Here is a 19499-nt window from a genome sequence, read left to right as displayed (position 1 = left end):
CCGCCCGTCACCATGGCGGGCCCCACGTTCTGGAATGCCGCAGTGCTGAGTACGATTGGTTTGTTGATGGGCCTGTACGTGGCCTGGCGCCTGTTCTGGCCGCTGCGTCTTCCGCTGTGGGCCAAGGCCCTGTTGTCGCTGCTGCTGGTGGGCCTGGCCGTGCAGCTGCGCATCGTCGCCACCTTCTGGGGCACGATGGCTTCGCCGGAAATCCCGAAGATGGCCATCGCCGTGCTGGCCACCGGCTCCACCGCCGTGCTGCTGCTGGCGCTGGCGATGCTGCTGTTCGATGCCGGCCTGCTGTTGGCGCGCGTGCTGCGCCTGCCGCGAGCAGTGTCGGCCCTGCGTACGCCGTTGCTGCGTCCGCTGGCTGCAGGTGTCGCCCTGCTGCTCAGTGCCTACGGCGTCAGCCAGGGCATGGCGGTGCCGAAGCCGCGTCAGGTCGAGGTGGCCATCAAGGATCTGCCGGCAGCGTTCGACGGCTATCGCGTGCTGCAGCTCACCGACATCCACGCCAGCCGCCTGCTGACCGGTGACTGGGTGCGCCAGGTGGTGGCCGAAAGCAATGCGCTGAAGCCCGACCTGATCGTGATCACCGGTGACCTGATCGATGGCACGGTGGATGCACGCCGCGATGATTTCCGTCCGCTGGGCGACCTGCAGGCGCCGGACGGGGTGATCGCCATCACCGGCAACCACGAGTACTACGCGCAGTACAGCGAGTGGATGCAGGCCTTCCGCGCGCTGCACATGCAGGTGCTGGAAAACAGCCATGCCCAGGTGCGGCGTGGCGATGCGGCGCTGACCATTGCCGGCGTCACCGACCCGGTGGCGGCGCGCTACGGCCTGCCGCTGCCCGACCTGCAGGCGGCGCTGGCCGGAGCCAATCCGGCCGCACCGGTGATCCTGCTGGACCATCGCCCGCGCAATGCTGCCGATGCGGCCGCGCGCGGGGTGAAGCTGCAGCTGTCCGGCCATACCCATGGTGGCCAGATCATCGGCATGGACCAGCTGGTGAAGCGGGCCAACGGTGGTTTTGTCTCCGGCCGCTACGAGGTGGATGGCATGACCCTGTACGTGAGCAACGGCGCTGGCCTGTGGGCCGGCTTCCCCGCGCGCATCGGCGTGCCTTCGGAAATCACCCTGTTCACCCTGCGTCGCGCGCCGTGATGCCTGCCAAGGGGCGGATCCCTTTGCCAACGGCAAAGGGCTCCGACCCTGGTTGGCAGGTGCACCACGCCGTCACCCCGGCCGTGACACCCTCCGGGCATGAATGAAATGACGGCGGCGCGGCAGCGCTCGATGTGGGTCGCGGGCCTGTCCACCGTGGTGGAGTGGTACGACTTCACCCTGTACCTGTATTTCGCCACCGTGTTGTCGCGGGTGTTCTTCGGTGGTGGCGAGCAGGCAATGCTGGTCACGCTCGCGGGCTTCGCCGTCTCCTACCTGATGCGCCCGCTCGGCGCGCTGTGCTTCGGCCACCTCGGTGATCGCCTCGGCCGGCGCTGGATGCTGCTGGCCTCGATGGCACTGATGGCCGCAGCGATGCTGGCCACCGCCCTGCTGCCGACTGCGGCGACGGCGGGTACCACGGCGGGCGTGCTGCTGCTGGTCCTGCGCTGCGTGATGGCCTTTTCGGTGGGCGGCGAATACACCGGGGTGGTCGCCTACCTGCTGGAGAGCGCGCCGGCGCGTCGTCGCGGCCTCATGACGTCGCTGGCCTCGGCGGCCAGTGAAGTAGGCGCGCTGCTGGCGGTGGCGATCTCCGCGGTGACGGTGGCGATGCTCACGCCCGCACAGCTCGATGGCTGGGGCTGGCGCATTCCGTTCTTCGTCGGTGCCGCGCTGGCGCTGGTGATCCTCATCGCGCGCTCGGGCATGCACGAATCGCCCGAATTCGAGCGCCAGCGGCGCGAGGGCAGCATTCCGGCGACGCCGCTGCGCCACGTACTGCGCAACCATCCCGGCGCGGTGGCGCGCACCTTCGCGATTTCCGCACTCGGTTCGATCACTTACTACGTCGGCATCACGTATGTGCCGGCCTTCCTGCACGCGCAGGGGCACGATGAAGGCGATGCGCTGTGGCTGTCGACCGTCGCGGCGGTGGCGGTCATCGCCATCACGCCGCTGTGCGGACTGCTGTCCGATCGCTTCGGGCGGCGACCGCTGCTGCTGGGCCTGACCGTGCTGGCGGCGCTGCTGCCGTTGTCGATGTTCGCCTGGATGGCCGAGGCCGCGCCGCTGGGCATCGCGCTGGCGGCGGTGGTGCTGGCCTGCGTGGCGGGTGGCATCAGCGCGGTAGCGGCACCGGCCACGGCCGAGCAGTTCCCGGGCGAGGGCCGGCTGAGCGGGCTGGCACTGGGGGTGACCATGGCCACGGCGGTGTTCGGCGGTGCGACACCGTGGCTGGCGCAGTGGTGGGTGGAACGCAGCGGCTGGACGGCGGCGCCGGGCGCGATGATCGCGCTGGTGGCGGTGCTGGTGCTGCCGGTGCTGTGGACCCTGCCCGAGACGACCCCGGGCAGGGGCAGGCGCTAGGCGATCAGACCGCCAGGGTCTGCGCGATGTCGGCCAGCACGGCCGGTGCGTCCACGCCGATGGCGATCGACTGCAGCACGTGGCCATCCCACACGCTGGGGCCGAAGGCCAGGCCTTCCGGCTTGGGGATGGTCATGCCGCGGGCAACGCCGTCGGTGGCCACGCGCACGCTGGCGCGCTCGAACTGGAACAGCTCCGGGCGGGTCAGGGCGATGCAGGCGCAGCAGTCGTGCACGACCATGCCCTTGTGCCCGGCCTGCAGGTAGAAGTCCACGTAGTCCTGCGACAGCGCACGCACCAGCTCGGCATCGGCACCGCCGATGGCGGCCAGCGTGTCCAGGCCGTCACGGTCCATTTCCACGCGGGTGGTGACGTCCAGGCCGATGGCGGTGACCGGCCACTGCGCGGTGAACACGATGTCGGCCGCTTCGGCGTCGCCCCAGATGTTGGCCTCGGCGGCCGGGGTGATGTTGCCGTTGACGTGGAAGGCGCCGCCCATCAGGACCACGCCGCGCACCAGGCCGGCGATGTCCGGGGCCTGCTGCAGGGCCAGGGCCAGGTTGGTCATGCGGCCGACCGCGACCAGGGTCACCTCGCCCGGGTGGGCGCGGACCAGGTCGATGATCAGCTGGTGGGCCGGGCGCGCATCGGCGGCCACGTCCAGCGCAGCCGGCACCGGGTGGTTGCCCAGGCCATTGTGGCCATGGATGTGCACCGGCCAGGCTTCCGGGGTGGCTTCGGGCTGCAGCGGGCCGGCGGCGCCGCGCGCGACCGGGGCGGCAAAGCCCCATGCCTGCTTCAGGTACAGCGCGTTGTGGGTGGTCGAATCCACCGACGCGTTGCCGAAGGTGGTGGTGACGCCGACCAGGTCGATCTGGGCGTGCTTGTGCAGGTAGAGCAGGGCCAGCGCGTCGTCGACGCCCGGATCCGTATCGAAAATGACTTTCAGCATGTTGTTGTTCTTCTTCTTCCGTGTGGTGCAGGGGGGCCGGCGGGACCCTTGGGGCCGGGCCGGCGCGCCCTACATTGTCCCATCTTCATGACAGGCAGGGCGAACCGGGGGCGCGGCGGGGGCATAATGCCGCCACCCCCTGCGCAAGGAGCTGCGCCATGCTGGTTGTCACCCTGGTCCTGATCGCCCTGGTGCTGGGCCTGAATCTGGTCGCCACGTATGTGGTGGTGCGGCGCGAGGATGTGTCGGTGGGAGGGCGGACGGTGCAGCTGCTGCTGGTCTGGCTGCTGCCGCTGGTCGGGGCGATCCTGTGCATGGCGATTGCCACTGCCGATGGCTCGGTCAACCGCAGTGAGGGCAGCTACGCGGGCAGCTACGATTCCTCGGGCGGGGATGCCGGTGACGGCCACAGCAGCCACAGCCATGGCGGATCGGACTGCAGCAGCGACAGTGGTGGCGGCGATGGTGGCAGCTGCGGCGATTGAGGCGATGTAGAGTCGAGCTTGCTCGACTGCTTCCGAAAAGCAGTCGAGCAGGCTCGACTCTACAGAATAGCGGTCAGCCGTGGTTCGTCGTGGCGGGCCACAGAACAGCGGTCAGCCGTGGTTCGTCGTGTCGGGCAACAGCCCGCTCAGCCGCCGCCTTCGGTCGGCAGCGGTGCGGGCACGTTCAACAAGCCACCATCGGCCACGTACGCGGCCAAAGCCTGGCCCTGGCTCAGCAGGTGGCGTTCCATCGTGCGTTCGGCCGCCTGGGCGTCACGGCGGCGGAAGCAGTCCATCAGCTCGCGGTGCTCGGCCAGCGACTGCGCGGTGCGGCCCGGTGCCAGCAGCTGGCGGCCACGGTGCATCTTGAGGATGCGGTGCAGGTCGTGGGTGATGCGGATCAGCCACGGGTTGCCGGCGTAGTGCTGCACGGTTTCGTGGATGAGGTAGTTGTTGCGGTAGTACTCGGCGATGTTGCCGTTGGCGGCCGCCGCTTCCATTGCCGCATGCAGGTCTTCCAGCTGCTGCACGCCGGCATCGTCGATGTGCTTGACCGCCTCATGCGCGCAGCGGCCTTCCAGCATCGCCATCACCGGGAACAGCTGGTTGAGGTCTTCCAGGGTGAGTCGGGTGACCCGCGCACCGCGGCCGGCATCGATCTGCACCAGGCCTTCGGCGGCCAGCAGCTTCAGGGCCTCACGCAGGGGCGTGCGGCTGATGCCCAGTTCCTCGCACAAGGCCGGTTCGTCGATCCACTCGCCCGGCGGCAGCCGGTAATCGTAGATGCGCTCGCGCACGTGCTCGGCCACCTCTTCGTACAGAGGTGCGCGCTTCTTCGGTGAACGCGGGGCGGGTGCGATGGCCATGGTGGAAAGTGTACTGCATCCCTGCGTGGAACCTGTAACGCGATACGACCGACCCGGAAAACGACGGGCAAAACCGACTCTACCCAGCCGAAGTCGGCCCGTGCATTGAAGGGCGCCGGAATCGTCCGGCGCCCTTCGCGCTCACATCCAGCCCGGTACCACGAATACCAGCCAAGCCAGCAGGGGGCCAAACGCCACCACCAGGCCGCTGTACACCAGGAAGCGGCGGAACAGTGTCTCGCGCTCTTCCTTCGCGGCCGAGGCCACCACCAGCGCGCCGTTGGTCGAGAACGGGCTGACGTCGACGATGGTGGACGACACCGCCAGCGCGCAGATCACGCCGGCCGCACCCAGGTGGCCCTGCAGCAGGAACGGCACCGCCAGCGGAATGGTCGCGCCCAGCACCGCCGCCGACGAGGCGAATGCAGACACGATGCCGCCGACGTAGCACACCAGCAATGCACCCAGCAGCGGGATGCCGATGCTGGACACGCCATTGCCGATGAAGTCGACCGCGCCGGCATGCTCGAGCACGCCGATATAGGTCACCACGCCGCAGATCAGCAGCACCGTCGACCAGCTGATGCCATCGACCGCTCCCTTCTGGCTCTGCGGCGACAGCAGCGCCAGCGCCACCGCAACGGTGATCGACACCAGACCAACGTTGAGGTTGTAGATCAGTGCGGCCACGCCCAGGCCGAGCAGGCCGATCAGGGTGAACAGACGCTCGCGGGTGAAGCCCACTGCATCCAGCGCGGCCGGGTCATTGGACAGCGTGCCACCACCGGCCGACACCAGCGCGCCGTGGCCTTCAATGGCGAACTGACGCGACGACGCCTGCGGACCACCGGCCATGGCCAGCTCGGCATTGCCTACGATGCCGCTGGCGGTGATCGAACCGCGGCGCATCAGCGCAATGCCACCGAAGGCCAGGAAGCAGATGATGGCCATCATGAAGTTGAAGCCGAGGCTGGTCAGGAACACCGCCATCTCGGTCACTTCCAGGCCGGCCTTCTGCACCACGCCGTTGGTGATGCTGCCGTACACGCTGATCGGCGAGAAGCCACCGGCCTGTGCACCATGGATCACCAGCAGGCCCATCATCAGTGGGTTGATGTGGTACTGCTTGGCAAAGCGCAGTGCCACCGGGCCGATGATGGCCACCGCAGCCGGGCCCAGCGCGCCGAAGGCGGTCAGCACGGCGGTGATGACGAACATCACCCACGGAATGGCCACGATGTGACCGCGCACGGCTTTCACCGCCCAATGCACCAGCAGGTCGATGGTGCCGTTCTTCTGCGCGATGGCGAACAGGTAGGTGATGCCGACCAGGGTCAGGAACAGGTCGCCGGGGAAACCTGCAAGGACTTCCTTGCCGCCCATGCCGACGAACACACCGCCGATGATGAAGGCCAGCGCGAAGGCTACCGCACCCATGTTGATGGGCATCGCGGTGGCGACGATGAACATGATCACCAGACCGATGATCGTTGCGATTTGTGGACTCATGCGCCCTCCCAGACACGTGACTCACGTACAGCTTCGATGGAGACCCGCCATCCCGGGGTAAGGCGTCGTACAACGTGATGCGTGATACGTACTGCTCGAACCCGTTACTGCAGCCGCGCCAGCGCGCTGCGGACCCATGCCGCCGCGCCGTCCAGGCTCTGGAACTCTTCCACCGCGCGCACCTCGCAGCACGGGTAGGACGGCGCGACCATGCGCGCCAATGCATTGCCCGGGCCCAGCTGCAGGAATACCCGCGCGCCGCGCTCGAAGGCCTGGCGCATCACCTGCGCCCATTCAATGGTCTGTGCCAGCTGCGCCGACAGCGTGTTCACCGCTGCCGCGCGGTCCCGCACCGGGCGCGCATCGATGCCGGCCAGCAACGGCAGGCGCGGCGCCTGCAGCGCCGAGGCATCGAGTGCGGCGGCGAAGGGTGTGACGGCAGCGTGCAGCAGCGGCGTATGCGCGGGAACCTGTACCGGCAGCGGGCGGATCTCCGCACCCTGCGCGCGCGCGGCATCGGCCAGCGCCTGCAGGGAGGCCCGCGTGCCGCCGACGATGAAGTGATCGCGGCCGTTGGCAATGGCCACGTGCGCGCCGTGTGCATCGCACAGCGGCTGCAACGTGTGGCGCTCCAGCCCCAGCACGGCCTGCAGGCCTGCATCGGCGGGGCTGGCGGCATCCATCAGCCGTGCGCGCTGCGCGGCCAGGGCCAGGCAGGTGCTCGCATCAACGCTGCCGGCAACCGCATGCGCGGCCAGTTCACCGATGCTGTAGCCGGCCACCAGCAGCGGTGCCGGCAACGCATCGCGCAGGCCGTGCCAGTGCGCCAGCGTTGCGGCACACAGCAGGGGCTGCGCCAGCGCGTTGTCGAAGCGTGCTTGGTCGGCGGCGGCCGCGGACACATCACGCCCGAGTACAGCGCTGGCCGGCGCCAGCACATCGCGGGCCGCAGGCAGATCGCGCACGCGGTCGAACATCGCCGCGTGCTGCGCGCCTTGTCCGGGGCAGAGCAGGGCCAGACTCATGCGCCCTCCTGCTGCAGCAGGAACCAGCTGCAGGCCAGCAGGTCGGCGCTGCCACCCGGGCTCAGGCGGCGCGCGACGAAGCCCTCGCCGATGCCGCGCAGGCGTGCCTGCCAACCGGGTGCGAAGGCACCGCCCGCGTCGATGAAGCGGCGCGCCTGCTGCTGCGCCCAGGCCAGGCCTTCGGTGCCGCCCCGGTGCAGCAGGTTCAGATCGTCCACCTGCGCGACCAGCTGCATCAGGGTCTGGCACATGGCCGCATCACGCGCCAAGCCGTTGTGCAGGGCATGGCGCAGGGTCGGTACGGCCAGCTCGCGCAGCATGGGGTAACCGGCGGCGGCCTGTTCGCGCACGCCCGGCACGCCATGGCGCAGGCGCGCGCGCTGGCCGGGGCTGGAGGCATCCAGCGGCGCCGCGGCGAACGCATCGGCCCAGTGCCGCACGGCCAGGCAGACCTGCGCGGCCGGCGCGGCGTGGCCCTGCTGGCGGCGGCAGCGAGCGGCAGCGGCGACCAGCAGGCCCAGGCTGAAGATGGCACCGCGATGGGTGTTGATGCCGCCGGTGGCGCGCAGCATCGCGTGCTCGGCGGCGATGCCGTGCGTGCGCAGGAGGGCGAACGGCGCATCAGTGGCACCGGCCTCGGCGATCGCGGTGAAGTAGTGGCGCAGCGCGAACAGGCTGCGCAGGAAAGTGCCAGCATCCATATCGTCATGGCTGCCGGTATCGAACGGCGTGACCAGGCCCGGCTTGGGTGCGCAGGCCAGTTCGGCATGCAGGCTGGCGATGGCCAGTCGGCCCAGGCGTGCGCTGTCGACGCGGCGCGCGACGGGGCGGGTGGCGTGGGTCAGAGCCAGAGCGTTCATGCGGCCACTCCGGTGGCCACGAACAGCCGCTCGCGGGCTTCCAGCGCGGCACCTTCCAGGCGCTTGACCAGCACCTGGCGGCTGCCGCCGGCGTACTCGCGCCAGTTCACCGCGCCGCCGTCAGCCAGGCACAGTTCGCCGTCCACACGACGGCCGTGCTCGGCTTCCCACTGCTGCAGGCGTGCCACCAGTGCGTCGGCCTGCGTGGTGGCGTCCACCTGCCACAGCAGATCGATGTCCGATGCCGCATGTACATAGGGCAGGCCACTCAGGTGCTGCCAGGCGAACGCACCGAACACACGGGCCGGCGCAAGGCGTGCCAGGGCGTGCAGCGCGGCCTGCCAGTCGTTGGCGACGCCGGTGGTGAGGATGGCTTCCAGCGTCGGCGGCGGGTGCTGGCGCAGCACGTCATGCAGCGGTACGCGCAGGGCCAGGCGCTGCTTGCCTTCGCTCGGCGGCAGCGGCACGCCCAGGCGCAGGCGAGGGTCCGGATCATCCACGGCGCGCCGCGCCACCATGGCCGGCAGCCCCTGCGCGAACCACGCCGCCAGACGCGGTTCCTGCGCGGCCACATCGGCCCGCCAATCGGCATGCGCCGACAGCCAGACCAGTGCGTGGCGGGCGGGCCGGTCAGGCATCGCCGCGGGCCACCGCAGTGCAGACATCGGCCGCCAGCGCACGTCCGCCACGTTCGGCACCGCGCGCGGCACGCAGGTCGCCGTCGCTGGGCGTGCGCAGCGCCTGCAGCAGGTGCTGGGCGAGGTCGCCATCCCACAGCGATTCGACCGCACCCATCGCCACATAGTTGGCCACGCCCGGTGCGAACACCGGCGAGGTCTGGCTGAGGGCCTGCAGCTTTTCCAGCGGTTGCTTGGTCACCCGCGCCATCGCGCGCAGGTCCATCACCCGCACCTGCGCATCGGGCAGCGCATGGATGTGGTCGGCCATCAGGCCGAAAGACAGGAAGCCGCCGCTCACCGATTCGCCGTAGACCAGGGTGACCAGGCGCGCGCCACGTCGGCGTGCCAGGTCGAGGGTCTGCGCGAGGTGGGCGAAGCAGCCGTTGATGCCCAGCAGTTCATCGCGGCGGGCCAGACGCTGGCCGGCAGTGTCGGCCAGCATCACGATCGGCCGCTGCGGATGCGTGGCGGTACTGGCCAGCACGGTCTCGGCCAGGGCCAGCGCATGGTCGACGCCGACCTCGATGCGGTCGGTGGTGCCGATCACCGTCACCTCGCCATCCTCGGTGGTGGCCGTGCCGGTCAGCACCGAATCGTGGATGTCGATGCGGTGGCCGCGCGGGAACAGGGCGTCCAGCAGGGTCTGCAGCGGGGCGCTCATGGCAGGCTCCGGTCGGCGGTGGCGGCGAGGAAAGCCTCGGTATCCAGCAGCGGCAGGCGCTCGGGCTCGGCGATGCCCTGGCGGGCCCAGATCTCGAGTCCATCGCGGCAGTCGCCCCAGGCCTGCACGCGTGCCTTCAACGCGGCGTGGCGGGCCTGCAGGTCGGCCAGCGCAGCGTCGGTATCTGCGCTGACGGCGTCGGCCTGCAACGCATTGGCGGTGGCGCGGGCGAAGGCTTCGATGGCGTCGGGCACCAGCACCTGCGCCTGGTCGATCAGGTAGCGGTGCTTGCCACCGGTCACCCGCCAGACCAGTGCGCGGTCGCGCGAATCGAACTCTTCCACGCCGCGCACGGTCTCGATCACTTCCGGCCCGGACAGCGACAGCCGGCCTTCCTCGGACATGATGACGGTGGTGCAGCAGCGGGCGACGATGCCCATGCCGCCGAACGCGCCGTTGCCGCTGCCGATCAGGGCCACGACCGGAACGCCGGCGGCGCGTGCGCCCAGGGTGGCGCGCATGATTTCGGAGATCGCGATCAGCCCGGCATTGGCTTCGTGCAGGCGCACGCCGCCGGTATCCAGCAGCAGCAGCACACCGTCGGGGCGGGTTTCCGCCGCACGGCGCAGCAGCCCGGTCAGCTTGGCGCCGTGCACTTCGCCGACGCCACCGCCCATGAATTCACCCTGCTGCGCGGCCAGCAGCACGCGCTTGCCCTGCAGCGTCGCTTCGCCGACGACGATGCCATCATCGAAGGCGGCCGGCTGGTCGAGCTGGGCCAGGTGCGGGCTCATCACCCGCCGTGCGGGGCCGAGGAATTCGCGGAAGGAACCCGCATCGACCAGCCCGGCGATGCGTTCGCGTGCATCGGCTTCGTAATAGCTGTGGCGTTGTACGTGGCTCATGGGGTGCCTCCGGCCAGCAGGGTTTCCACGGCCTGGTCCAGGCGCAGGCTGACCACGGCCGGGGTCGCGCCGGCATCGTTGATCGACACGCGCACATCGCGCAGCGGATGGCGCTGGGCGAAGTCGGCAATGACCGCCTGCCAGATGGTGCCGAAGCCCTGCGCGGCGGTGATGATGCGCACCGTCATCGCCCCGTCCTGCGTGGCGGGTTCCAGCAGGATTTCCAGGTTGCCCGAGGCGAGCACGCCCACCAGCACCGCATCGCGCGGGAACTGCACGCGGGTGCGGCCGTCGAATCGATAGTCGAGGGTTTCCATGCTCAGTCCCTTACCAGTTGCGGAAGCGCTTGGGCGGGTCGTACAGGCCGCCGGACCAGCGCACCAGGTCCTTCACCGAACGCGCGGCCAGCAGGTCACGGCTGGCATCGCGTGGCGAGATGCCGAGATCTTCCGGGCGACGGATCACGCCGCGGTCGCGCAGGTTTTCCACCATCGCGCGGTCGCGGCCGAGGCCGACGGCGGTGTAGCCGGAGACGCCGCGGATCGCCTGTTCGCGTTCCTCCGGCGTGCGGCACAGCAGCAGGTTGGCGATGCCTTCCTCGGTCAGCACGTGGCTGACGTCGTCGCCGTAGATCATCACCGGCGGCAGCGGCATGTCTGCGCGCTCGGCCAGTTCCCAGGCGTCCAGTCGTTCAACGAAGGCCGGCGCCATGTGCTCGCGGAAGGTTTCCACCATCTGCACCACCAGCTTGCGCCCGCGCGGCATTTCACCCGGCCGCGCGGCCTGCTGGCCAGCCTTGATCCAGGCATCGCTGGCGTGGCGGCGGCCGCGTGCGTCCGAGCCCATGTTCGGCGCGCCGCCGAAACCCGCGATGCGATCACGCGTGGCTGTCGAGCTGTTGCCCTGCAGGTCGATCTGCAGGGTGGAACCGATGAACATGTCGCAGGCATACAGGCCGGCGGTCTGCGAGAACGCGCGGTTGGAGCGCATCGAGCCGTCGGCACCGGTGAAGAACACATCGCCACGCGCGGCGATGTACTTCTCCATGCCCAGTTCCGAACCGAACGAATGCACCGATTTGACGAAGCCTGACTCGATCGCCGGAATCAGCGCCGGGTGCGGGTTCAGCGCCCAGTGCTGGCAGATCTTTCCCTTCAGCCCCAGTGACTCGGCGTAGGTCGGCAGCAGCAGTTCGATGGCTGCGGTGTCGAATCCGATGCCGTGGTTGAGGCGGTTGACGCCGTACTCGGCGTAGATGCCCTTGATGGCCATCATCGCCATCAGCACCTGGATCTCGGAGATCTGCGCCGGGTCGCGGGTGAACAGCGGCTCGATATGGTTCGGGCGCGGCGCCTGCACCACGAAGTTGACCCAGTCAGCGGGGATATCGACGCGGGGGAGGGTGTCGACGATTTCGTTGACCTGGGCGATGACGATGCCGCCACCGAAGGCGGTGGCCTCGACGATCACCGGGGTGTCTTCGGTGTTCGGGCCGGTATACAGGTTGCCGTGACGGTCGGCGGCCTGCGCGGCGACCAGCGCCACGCGCGGGGTGAGGTCGATGAAGTAGCGGCCGAACAGTTCCAGATAGGTGTGGATGGCCCCGATCTGGATGCGGCCTTCGGCCACCAGGTTGGCCAGCCGCACCGACTGCGGGCCGGAGAACGAGAAATCCAGTTTCGAGGCGATGCCGCGTTCGAACACATCCAGATGCGAGGGCAGGGACAGCACCGACTGCACCATGTGCAGGTCGTGCACCCGGGCGGGGTCGAGATCGGCCACGGCCTGGGCGAGGAAGTCGGCCTGCTTCTGGTTGTTTCCTTCCAGGCAGACCTTGTCGCCCGGCTCCAGCAGGGCGTGCAGCAGTTCGGCCACATCCGCGGCGGCGACCTCGCGGCCCCTGGCCCATGGCGCGGCCCGTTCCAGGCGGGCCTGGCGGCTGCGTTCCAACGTGTCCCAGCTCGGGTTCATCGACCGGCTTCCGATTGGCGTTGGAATAATTACGGCATAATTACGGTGGCGTGTGCAACCCGCGGCGCAGCAAAAAAAAGGGCCCGCACGCAGGCGGGCCCATTCAGGTAGGCCGCGACCGTTGGTCGTGGCAGCGCGGGGGAGGCATGTGCCGACCAACGGTCGGCACCCACCCGCATTGCGCCAGTACATCCACGCCATGGGTGGATGGAGCCCGCGATGGGGTCAGAGCCCTTTCCTGTGGAAAGGGATCCGACCCCAGGCATGCGGCGGGATTAGAACTTCCAGCGCAGGCTGGCCGCCACGAAGCGCGGTTCGCCGTAGTTGTTGTAGTCCAGGTTGGCCCAGTAGGTCTTGTCCAGCGCGTTGCGCACGCTCAGCGTCGCCGTCCAGTTGTCACTGATGCGGTAGTTGGCGTTGAACTGCACCAACGCGTAGGCCGGCTGGTTCACCGTCACCGTGCCGCCCAGCGGGTAGGTGACGTTGTAACCCTGCACCTTGCTCTGCCACTGCAGGCCAGCGCCCACGCTCAGGCGTTCCAGCGCGCCGCGCAGGCGCACCTGCGTGTTGAGCTGCAGCAGGTCTTCGGCCGGGTTGGCGTACAGCAGGTCGGTGGCCGCGCGGGTCACCTTGACATGGGTGAAGCCGGCGTTGACCGTCCAGCCCGGCAGGATCTCGCCGTTGATGTCCATTTCCCAGCCGCGCGCCTTGGTGCCGTTCACCCCGATGTAGGCCGAGCTGCCATCGCTGAGCGAATTGTCCGGCACGCTCATGTCACGCACCGCATAGTTGTCCTGCTTGGCTTCGAACACCGCAGCATTGGCGGTCAGGCGGCCGTCGAACCACTGCGTCTTGATGCCGGCTTCCAGGTTCGAGCCCTGCACTGGTGCCAGCAGGTTCTCGTCCTTGTCCTTGTAGTTCTGCGGGTTGAAGATTTCGGTGTAGCTGGCATAGGCCGATACGTTCGGGGTGATGTCATACACCAGGCCCACGTACGGGGTGACTTCATCGGTCACCTTGTAAGCGCCGCTGGTGCCGGTGTAGGCACTGGCCGCGTTGTAGCTGCGGGTCAGTGTTTCCCAGCGGCTCAGGCGCGCGCCTGCAACAAGCGAAAGCGGATCGGCCAGGCGCAGGCGGGTGGCCACGTAGGCGCCACTCTGCCGGGTGCGCGCAATGCGGCGTGCGCCGGTGCGGCTGGCGGTCAGTTCCGGAATGTCGCCGTCCCAGTTGTAGATGTTGGGAATGTCGTAGCGCCAGCTGGCCACCGAGGTCAGCGTCCAGGTGGTGGCTTCAAGGTCGTTCCAGCTGCCGCCGATCACCAGGTCATGCTCGCGCCCAAATGCAGAGAACTTGCCGGAAAGGAACAGGTCGGCGTTCCTGCGGGTGTCTTCGGCGTCGCCGGCACCGGCCAGCAGGTACATTCCTGCGCCGGTTGTCGGGTTCGGGTAGCCGCTGCCGTAGATGCGCACGTTCTGCACGTTGCCGCGGGTGTAGGCGGTGTTGAGCTTGAGCACCCAGTCCTCGCCGAAGCGCTGCTCGAGGTTGGTGAAGGCCGTGCTGGTCTCGCGCTGCCAGTAGCTCCATTTCGGCGCCAGGCTGGTGGACCGCGGCAGATGGGCGAAATTGCCTTCGCTGTCGAAGAACGGCACGGTGCCCCAGGTCGAGCCGACCGGGTTGTTGTCCTGGGTCTGGTAGCCCACGGTCACGGTGGTGGTGTCGGTCAGGTCGCCTTCCAGCACGGCCATGCCGGCCATCTTGTCTTCGTGGTAACGGTCGTAATAGGAATCACGGTCGGTGTAGGCGGCGACCACGCGGCTGCGGAAGCGGCCATCGGCGGTCAGCGGTGCGGTCACGTCCGCTTCCATGCGGCGGTAATCCCAGCTGCCGGCACTGACCGAGAACGAGGCATCGAACTCCTTGCCCGGGCGCTTGCGCAGCAGGTTCACCGTCGCCGAGGGCACGCCGGCGCCGGTCATCAGGCCGTTGGCGCCGCGGATCACTTCCACGCGGTCGTAGAACGCGGTGTCGTATTCCTGGTTGGTCGAACCGCTGTAGGAGGGAATGCCATCCACCTGGAAATCGGTGATGGCAAAACCGCGCGCGTAGTACAGCGGGCGCTGGGTGTCGTAGAAGGACACGCTGACGCCGGTGATGTTGCGCATCACGTCGTTGATGCTGAACAGCGACTCGTCCTGCAGTCGCTGCAGGCCGATCACGGTGGAAGACTGCGGGGTTTCCTGCAGGGTGATCGGCAGGCGGGTGGTGCTGGCCGGCACCACCTGCTCGGCGCGCACGCTTACCCGGTCCAGGGTCTTGGCGTCAGAGGCATCGGCACCGGCATCGGCGGCCGAGGCAGCGGGCGCGACCACGGCCAGGCAGGACAGCAGGGCCGCCGGCAGCAGCGCACGGCGGGGCAGGGAGGAACGGACAGGCAGGGTCATGGAGGGCTCGGGGGACTATGGGAGGGGGGCGGCAGCCTTCGACCAGCACCCGGGCGGCGGCATCGGGTGGGCTCAGATCCATCTGGGAGGCGTGCGGGTGTTGCGCGGGACGCAAATGTAAATCGTTCCTAACAACATTACAATTCGTGACACTGGGAAATGGTCCTTGCGCATCCAGAAGGGGCCAGATCCCTGCGCCGCAGGCGGAGGGCCCTGATCCCCCCGGAACCCCGAAACGCGAACGGCCACCCGAAGGTGGCCGTCCGTTTCCAGCACTGGCGCGCAGGCTTACAGCGCCTGCAGTTCCTCGTTGGCATTGCGCTTTTCCGGCGCGGCCGGGGCAGCGGCCGGGGCCAGCGCCGGCGTCGTACCGCCTTCCACCGGCACGTCCAGATACGGCAGGTGCAGGGTCTGGCTGGTCAGGGTACGGATCTCGTTGGTCAGCGCGGCGCTGTCGTTGAGCTTGCGACCGTACGAAGGCACGATCTCGCGCAGGCGGGCTTCCCAGCCGGCCTTCATCTGTTCCGGGAAGGCCTTGGCCATCAGGTCCAGCATGATCGGCGGCGAGGTCGAGGCACCCGGCGAGGCGCCCAGCAGCGCGGCGATGGTGTGGTCCTTGTCGGTCACGATCTCGGTGCCGAACTGCAGGACCGGCCCCTTCAGCGGGTCACGCTTGATGATCTGCACGCGCTGGCCGGCGGTGATCAGCTTCCAGTCGCTCGGCTTGGCATTGGGGAAGTACTTGACCAGTTCGGCCTGGCGGTCGGCATCATCCAGGCGTGCCTGGGCCATCAGGTACTGCACCAGGTCCAGGTTGTCCTTGCCGACTTCCAGCATCGGGCCGACATTGTTGTGGTTGACCGACGAATACAGGTCCCACCACGAGCCGTGCTTGAGGAACTTGGTGCTGTACAGCGCGAACGGCCCGAACAGGATCACCGGCTTGCCATCCAGCTTGCGCGCATCCAGGTGCGGCACCGACATCGGCGGCGAACCGGTCTCGGCCATGCCGTAGGCCTTCACGTGGTGGCGCGAAGTCACGTCCGCGCCCTGGAAGGCGAGGAACTGGCCGCCCACCGGGAACCCGGCGTAATCCTTCGATTCGGGAATGCCGGACATCTGCAGCAGCTTCAGCGCGGCGCCACCGGCGCCGATGAACACGAAGCGGGCGTGGGTGGTGGTTTCGGTGTTGGCCTTCAGGTCCTTCACCGTCACGTTCCAGCTCTTGTCGGCGTTCTGCCGCAGCGCGCGCACTTCATGGTTCAGGTGCAGGCTGAAGTTCGGGCTGCGCTGCAGGCCGGCGGTCAGCTGGCGGGTGATGACGCCGAAGTTGACGTCGGTACCGAGCGGCATCCAGGTCGCAGCGACCTTCTGCTTCGGGTCGCGGCCTTCCATCAGCAGCGGTGCCCACTGCTTGATCTGCGCCGGATCCTCCGAGTACTGCATGCCGTAGAACAGCGGGTTCTTCACCAGCGCCTGCTGGCGCTTGTGCAGGTAGGCAATGTTGTCATCGCCCCAGACGAAGCTCATGTGCGGGGTCGGATTGATGAAGTCGCTGGGCAGGCTCAGCCGGCCTTCCTTCACCTGGTGCGACCAGAACTGGCGCGAAACCTCGAACGACTCGGCGATGCCGACTGCGCGCTTGGTCTCGATGCTGCCATCGGGCAGTTCCGGGGTGTAGTTCAGTTCGGCGAAGGCCGAATGGCCGGTGCCGGCGTTGTTCCAGCCGTCCGAGCTTTCGTTGGCCACGCCGTCCAGGCGTTCATAGACCTGGATGTTCCAGTCCGGCTGCAGTTCCTGCAGGTAGGTGGCCAGGGTGATGCTCATGATGCCGCCGCCGACCAGGACGACGTCGACGGGCTTGTCGTTGCTGGCGGCGGGCACCGAACGCTGGGTCAGCGGCCAGTACAGGAACAGCGCGGCCACCAGCAACAGCAGCACGAGCAGGGCGAGAAGAGCCTTGCCAAATTTCTTCATGGGAATAGTGGGGGCGTGGGGAAGGGGGCAGGATGCGCGCTGGGTCAGCAAATGGCGTGAAGAAACAATGCCTTGCAGCAGCCTGGCGCGATTTTAACCCGATATGGTCCCATTTTGATGCAATGCAGCATCCCGGTCCCCGGCTTCGCGCCCTCAGACCAGTTCCAGGATCTCGTCGCCTGCCTCGTCCACCTCGCCGGTGGCCTGCCAGCCCAGGTGGCGGTAGAAACCGTGCGAACGCGAGCGCGGATCGGCCGAGCAGGCCAGGAACAGGCGGCCATGGCCGGTGGCGCGGGCGAGATCGACCACCTCCTGCAGCAGCCGCCGGCCGATGCCGCGGCCTTCGTAGTCCGGCAGCAGCGCCAGCACCAATACCTCGCCACTGTCGCGGTCGGCGAAGCCGTAGCCGACCACCGTGCCGTCGTGCTCGGCGATGCGGCCGATGAAGTCGCCCTCGGCGATACCTGCCGCCCAGCTCTCCTCGGTGATGCCCAGTTCGGCCAGCTGCGCGGCACTGAAGGCGTTCTCGCGGGTGCGTCCGCGCAGGTCGATGCAGGCGGCGGCATCAGCGGCAAGGGCGGGGCGGTAGTGGATCGTCATGGGTGTTCCCTGGGGAGCGCCAGGCCCTGCCTGGTGGAGGTTTTTGGAAGCCAACCAAGGTTGGCAGCTACCGGTGCGCTGGTGGCGTTCAATCACTGCCGATGGTGAAGTACTCCGCAGCGAAATAGCCCACCTGGTAAGCCAGCGCGACCCCGGCCAGCACCACCTGCGCGCGCGCGGTGCGCAGCTTCCAGCCCAGCACGCAGACCACCAGCATCAGCGCGGTGTGCAGCGGATACGCCTGGCCCAGCAGGTGCCAGCGACTCTGCCCCTTGATCGCCGTATCGACAAGATCCAGAAGCGTCAATGCCGCAATGACGCTGAAGATCCAGCGGCGGCGCTGCATCAGGTACGTACCGTAGCTGCCGAACTCGCGCAGGTCATCGGGGAACAGCAGCGCGCACAGCAGGAACCACGCGGCGCAGTAAGCGATCACGAACAGATAGGTCTCGAACGTCCAGCGATGCACTTCAATCAGCCGGAACTCCCACCACCAGAACGTCACCAGCGAAACCAGCGTCCACGCCACCCAGCACAGATGCAGGGCCGAACAGCCACGCCGCTGCGGGTGCTCGATGATCTGCGCCAGGCCCTTCAGCAACGTGGTGATCGACAGGCCCAGGATGATGCCCATCACCACGCGGATATGCAGGAATACCGGATCGGTCTGCATCGCCCAGCCCCAGAAGGTCGGTTGCCGCGATGCTGACACAGATGCAGGCCACGAAAAATGGGGGTGTTGGTAGGTGTCGACCTTGGTCGACACATCTGTCAGATATCGAATGAATTCAGCCATGCATGGCGTGGCTCTACTGTGTCGACCAAGGTCGACACCCACCAGAGCAGGACGCCGTTCTGCCAGATCGCGGCCAACCACCTGGCCACAGGAAGCCCGCTTTTGACGTTGACGTTGACGTTGCCGGCCAGCGGCCAGCGGCCAGCGGCCGGCACTACCGCTTCCGCCGCACCAGCGTGCTCGATGCCTCCAGCACCGCCCGGGTCAGCAGTGCCATCGTCTGCACATCGCCCTTCCAGTGCTGCCAGTACAGCGGCACGTCCTCCCACGCGCGCTGGCGCACGTAGACCAGGCGCCCGGCATCCAGATGGCGCTTGACCAGCGGCAACGGATTCATCGTCCAGCCGAGCCCGCCCAGGTTGGCCTGCACGAACGCCCGCGTGGAGGGAATCCACCACGTCGGCGCCGTGCCCGGCAGGTCATCACCGGCCATCCGCCGGGCGAAGCGCGACTGCATGTCGTCCTTGCGGTTGAACACCAGCACCGGGGCCTGCGCCAGTGCCTGCGCGGTTACCCCCTTGGCGAAATGGCGCTCGCGGAACGCCGGCGTACAGGTGGCCGCATAGCGGATGCTGCCCAGCGCGTGGATCTGGCAGCCCTGTACCGGCTCGTCCAGCGTGGTCACCGCGCCCAGCACCGTGCCCTGGCGCAGCAGCTCCACGGTGTGGTCCTGGTCTTCCACGCGCAGGTCCAGCGTGGTGCCGGTGTTCTGCGCGAACTGCTGTGCGGCCTGCGGGAACCAGGTTTCCAGACTGTCGTGGTTCACCGCGACCGGAATGCTGGCCTGCGGCAGGTCTTCATCGGCCAGGCCCATGCGGTGCAGGGCATCGTGTTCCAGCAGGGCGGTCTGTTCGGCCAGCTGCACCAGCAGCTGGCCTTCCGCGGTGGCCGTGGCCGGGGTGCCGCGCTTGACCAGCAGGCGGCCGATCCGGTCTTCCAGCGCCTTCACCCGCTGGGAGATGGCCGAGGGGGTCACATTGAGCGCCTGCGCGGCGCGGTCGAAGCTGCCTTCGCGGATCACTGCGGCCAGGGCACGCAGCTGGGCATGATCGATGCGCATCGAATTAAGTTCCACTAATGCTGTTGGGCGCAGTTTAGCTCCACTTTCACGTGGTACTCCGGATGCACGCCGCCACGCCGACGGCGAAGTGACGTTTTTGACGCCACGTCGCACCTAATCAATGTCGCGCATCGCACTTGCTCCGACCGATTCGAAAGCTCGCGTATCGCCTG

18 protein-coding genes are annotated in these 19499 nt (G+C 68.1%); 3 read left to right on the top strand and 15 right to left on the bottom strand.

Going from position 1 to position 19499, the window contains the following annotated elements; genetic code table 11:
- Nucleotides 1-12 precede the first annotated feature (12 nt).
- A complete protein-coding gene (locus VER16_RS13950) occupies nt 13-1170 on the top strand; it encodes a metallophosphoesterase (RefSeq protein ID WP_324809113.1) in 1158 nt (385 codons plus the stop codon).
- Between the two features lie 108 nt (nt 1171-1278).
- Complete coding sequence (locus tag VER16_RS13945; protein ID WP_324809582.1) at nt 1279-2538, top strand: MFS transporter; 1260 nt, start codon at nt 1279-1281, stop codon at nt 2536-2538.
- Between the two features lie 4 nt (nt 2539-2542).
- On the opposite strand, the gene VER16_RS13940 is transcribed toward VER16_RS13945, so the two are convergent.
- The gene (locus VER16_RS13940; protein WP_324809111.1) at nt 2543-3490 is read right to left on the bottom strand and encodes a nucleoside hydrolase; all 948 of its coding nucleotides are present in this window, start codon (nt 3488-3490) and stop codon (nt 2543-2545) included.
- Between the two features lie 158 nt (nt 3491-3648).
- On the opposite strand from VER16_RS13940, the gene VER16_RS13935 reads away from it, so the two are divergent.
- Entirely contained in the window at nt 3649-3975 is a 327-nt protein-coding gene (locus tag VER16_RS13935; protein WP_324809109.1) for a hypothetical protein, read from the top strand.
- 146 nt (nt 3976-4121) lie between these two features.
- Here VER16_RS13935 and VER16_RS13930 read toward each other — a convergent pair whose 3' ends face one another.
- The 14 genes from VER16_RS13930 to VER16_RS13865 form a co-directional block, all read right to left on the bottom strand.
- On the bottom strand, nt 4122-4841 hold the full coding sequence (locus VER16_RS13930) for a GntR family transcriptional regulator (RefSeq protein WP_108768136.1): 720 nt from the start codon (nt 4839-4841) through the stop codon (nt 4122-4124).
- A 141-nt stretch (nt 4842-4982) separates the two neighbouring features.
- The gene (locus VER16_RS13925) at nt 4983-6350 is read right to left on the bottom strand and encodes an SLC13 family permease (RefSeq protein ID WP_324809106.1); all 1368 of its coding nucleotides are present in this window, start codon (nt 6348-6350) and stop codon (nt 4983-4985) included.
- Nucleotides 6351-6454: 104 nt separating this feature from the next.
- Nucleotides 6455-7375: a malonate decarboxylase subunit epsilon gene (gene mdcH, locus VER16_RS13920; protein WP_324809104.1), complete on the bottom strand. Its 921-nt coding sequence runs from the start codon at nt 7373-7375 to the stop codon at nt 6455-6457.
- Nucleotides 7372-8235, bottom strand: coding sequence for a triphosphoribosyl-dephospho-CoA synthase MdcB (gene mdcB / locus VER16_RS13915; RefSeq protein ID WP_324809102.1), 864 nt, complete (start codon nt 8233-8235; stop codon nt 7372-7374). The genes mdcH and mdcB overlap by 4 nt, the downstream gene beginning before the upstream one ends.
- The gene (mdcG, locus tag VER16_RS13910) at nt 8232-8873 is read right to left on the bottom strand and encodes a malonate decarboxylase holo-[acyl-carrier-protein] synthase (RefSeq protein WP_324809100.1); all 642 of its coding nucleotides are present in this window, start codon (nt 8871-8873) and stop codon (nt 8232-8234) included. Before mdcG ends, mdcB begins: the two co-directional genes overlap by 4 nt.
- On the bottom strand, nt 8866-9576 hold the full coding sequence (gene mdcE, locus VER16_RS13905) for a biotin-independent malonate decarboxylase subunit gamma (protein ID WP_324809098.1): 711 nt from the start codon (nt 9574-9576) through the stop codon (nt 8866-8868). The genes mdcG and mdcE overlap by 8 nt, the downstream gene beginning before the upstream one ends.
- Entirely contained in the window at nt 9573-10481 is a 909-nt protein-coding gene (locus VER16_RS13900) for a biotin-independent malonate decarboxylase subunit beta (protein ID WP_324809096.1), read from the bottom strand. The genes mdcE and VER16_RS13900 overlap by 4 nt, the downstream gene beginning before the upstream one ends.
- Nucleotides 10478-10798: a malonate decarboxylase acyl carrier protein gene (mdcC, locus tag VER16_RS13895; RefSeq protein WP_324809094.1), complete on the bottom strand. Its 321-nt coding sequence runs from the start codon at nt 10796-10798 to the stop codon at nt 10478-10480. Before mdcC ends, VER16_RS13900 begins: the two co-directional genes overlap by 4 nt.
- 10 nt (nt 10799-10808) lie before the next feature.
- The gene (gene mdcA, locus VER16_RS13890) at nt 10809-12452 is read right to left on the bottom strand and encodes a malonate decarboxylase subunit alpha (protein ID WP_324809093.1); all 1644 of its coding nucleotides are present in this window, start codon (nt 12450-12452) and stop codon (nt 10809-10811) included.
- A 275-nt stretch (nt 12453-12727) separates the two neighbouring features.
- Nucleotides 12728-14893 carry a TonB-dependent siderophore receptor gene (locus tag VER16_RS13885; RefSeq protein WP_324809091.1) on the bottom strand — a complete coding sequence of 722 codons (2166 nt, stop codon included), beginning with the start codon at nt 14891-14893 and terminating at the stop codon, nt 12728-12730.
- Between the two features lie 288 nt (nt 14894-15181).
- Nucleotides 15182-16870, bottom strand: a complete 1689-nt coding sequence (mqo, locus tag VER16_RS13880) for a malate dehydrogenase (quinone) (protein WP_324809089.1) — start codon at nt 16868-16870, stop codon at nt 15182-15184.
- 153 nt (nt 16871-17023) lie between these two features.
- On the bottom strand, nt 17024-17470 hold the full coding sequence (locus tag VER16_RS13875) for a GNAT family N-acetyltransferase (protein WP_324809087.1): 447 nt from the start codon (nt 17468-17470) through the stop codon (nt 17024-17026).
- Nucleotides 17471-17558: 88 nt separating this feature from the next.
- Entirely contained in the window at nt 17559-18143 is a 585-nt protein-coding gene (locus tag VER16_RS13870; RefSeq protein ID WP_324809085.1) for a hypothetical protein, read from the bottom strand.
- Nucleotides 18144-18420: 277 nt separating this feature from the next.
- Complete coding sequence (locus tag VER16_RS13865; protein ID WP_324809083.1) at nt 18421-19326, bottom strand: LysR family transcriptional regulator ArgP; 906 nt, start codon at nt 19324-19326, stop codon at nt 18421-18423.
- Nucleotides 19327-19499 lie beyond the last annotated feature (173 nt).

This window comes from Stenotrophomonas sp., assembly GCF_035634915.1.
Lineage (GTDB): Bacteria > Pseudomonadota > Gammaproteobacteria > Xanthomonadales > Xanthomonadaceae > Stenotrophomonas.
This window is presented reverse-complemented; position numbering and strand designations above follow the sequence as displayed.

Bases quoted from the DNA above. Each gene is read 5' to 3' on its own strand.
- VER16_RS13950 (WP_324809113.1), top strand. From the start codon at position 13: ATGGCGGGCCCCACGTTCTGGAATGCCGCAGTGCTGAGTACGATTGGT.
- VER16_RS13945 (WP_324809582.1), top strand. From the start codon at position 1,279: ATGACGGCGGCGCGGCAGCGCTCGATGTGGGTCGCGGGCCTGTCCACC.
- VER16_RS13940 (WP_324809111.1), bottom strand. From the start codon at position 3,490: ATGCTGAAAGTCATTTTCGATACGGATCCGGGCGTCGACGACGCGCTG.
- VER16_RS13935 (WP_324809109.1), top strand. From the start codon at position 3,649: ATGCTGGTTGTCACCCTGGTCCTGATCGCCCTGGTGCTGGGCCTGAAT.
- VER16_RS13930 (WP_108768136.1), bottom strand. From the start codon at position 4,841: ATGGCCATCGCACCCGCCCCGCGTTCACCGAAGAAGCGCGCACCTCTG.
- VER16_RS13925 (WP_324809106.1), bottom strand. From the start codon at position 6,350: ATGAGTCCACAAATCGCAACGATCATCGGTCTGGTGATCATGTTCATC.
- mdcH (WP_324809104.1), bottom strand. From the start codon at position 7,375: ATGAGTCTGGCCCTGCTCTGCCCCGGACAAGGCGCGCAGCACGCGGCG.
- mdcB (WP_324809102.1), bottom strand. From the start codon at position 8,235: ATGAACGCTCTGGCTCTGACCCACGCCACCCGCCCCGTCGCGCGCCGC.
- mdcG (WP_324809100.1), bottom strand. From the start codon at position 8,873: ATGCCTGACCGGCCCGCCCGCCACGCACTGGTCTGGCTGTCGGCGCAT.
- mdcE (WP_324809098.1), bottom strand. From the start codon at position 9,576: ATGAGCGCCCCGCTGCAGACCCTGCTGGACGCCCTGTTCCCGCGCGGC.
- VER16_RS13900 (WP_324809096.1), bottom strand. From the start codon at position 10,481: ATGAGCCACGTACAACGCCACAGCTATTACGAAGCCGATGCACGCGAA.
- mdcC (WP_324809094.1), bottom strand. From the start codon at position 10,798: ATGGAAACCCTCGACTATCGATTCGACGGCCGCACCCGCGTGCAGTTC.
- mdcA (WP_324809093.1), bottom strand. From the start codon at position 12,452: ATGAACCCGAGCTGGGACACGTTGGAACGCAGCCGCCAGGCCCGCCTG.
- VER16_RS13885 (WP_324809091.1), bottom strand. From the start codon at position 14,893: ATGACCCTGCCTGTCCGTTCCTCCCTGCCCCGCCGTGCGCTGCTGCCG.
- mqo (WP_324809089.1), bottom strand. From the start codon at position 16,870: ATGAAGAAATTTGGCAAGGCTCTTCTCGCCCTGCTCGTGCTGCTGTTG.
- VER16_RS13875 (WP_324809087.1), bottom strand. From the start codon at position 17,470: ATGACGATCCACTACCGCCCCGCCCTTGCCGCTGATGCCGCCGCCTGC.
- VER16_RS13870 (WP_324809085.1), bottom strand. From the start codon at position 18,143: ATGCAGACCGATCCGGTATTCCTGCATATCCGCGTGGTGATGGGCATC.
- VER16_RS13865 (WP_324809083.1), bottom strand. From the start codon at position 19,326: ATGCGCATCGATCATGCCCAGCTGCGTGCCCTGGCCGCAGTGATCCGC.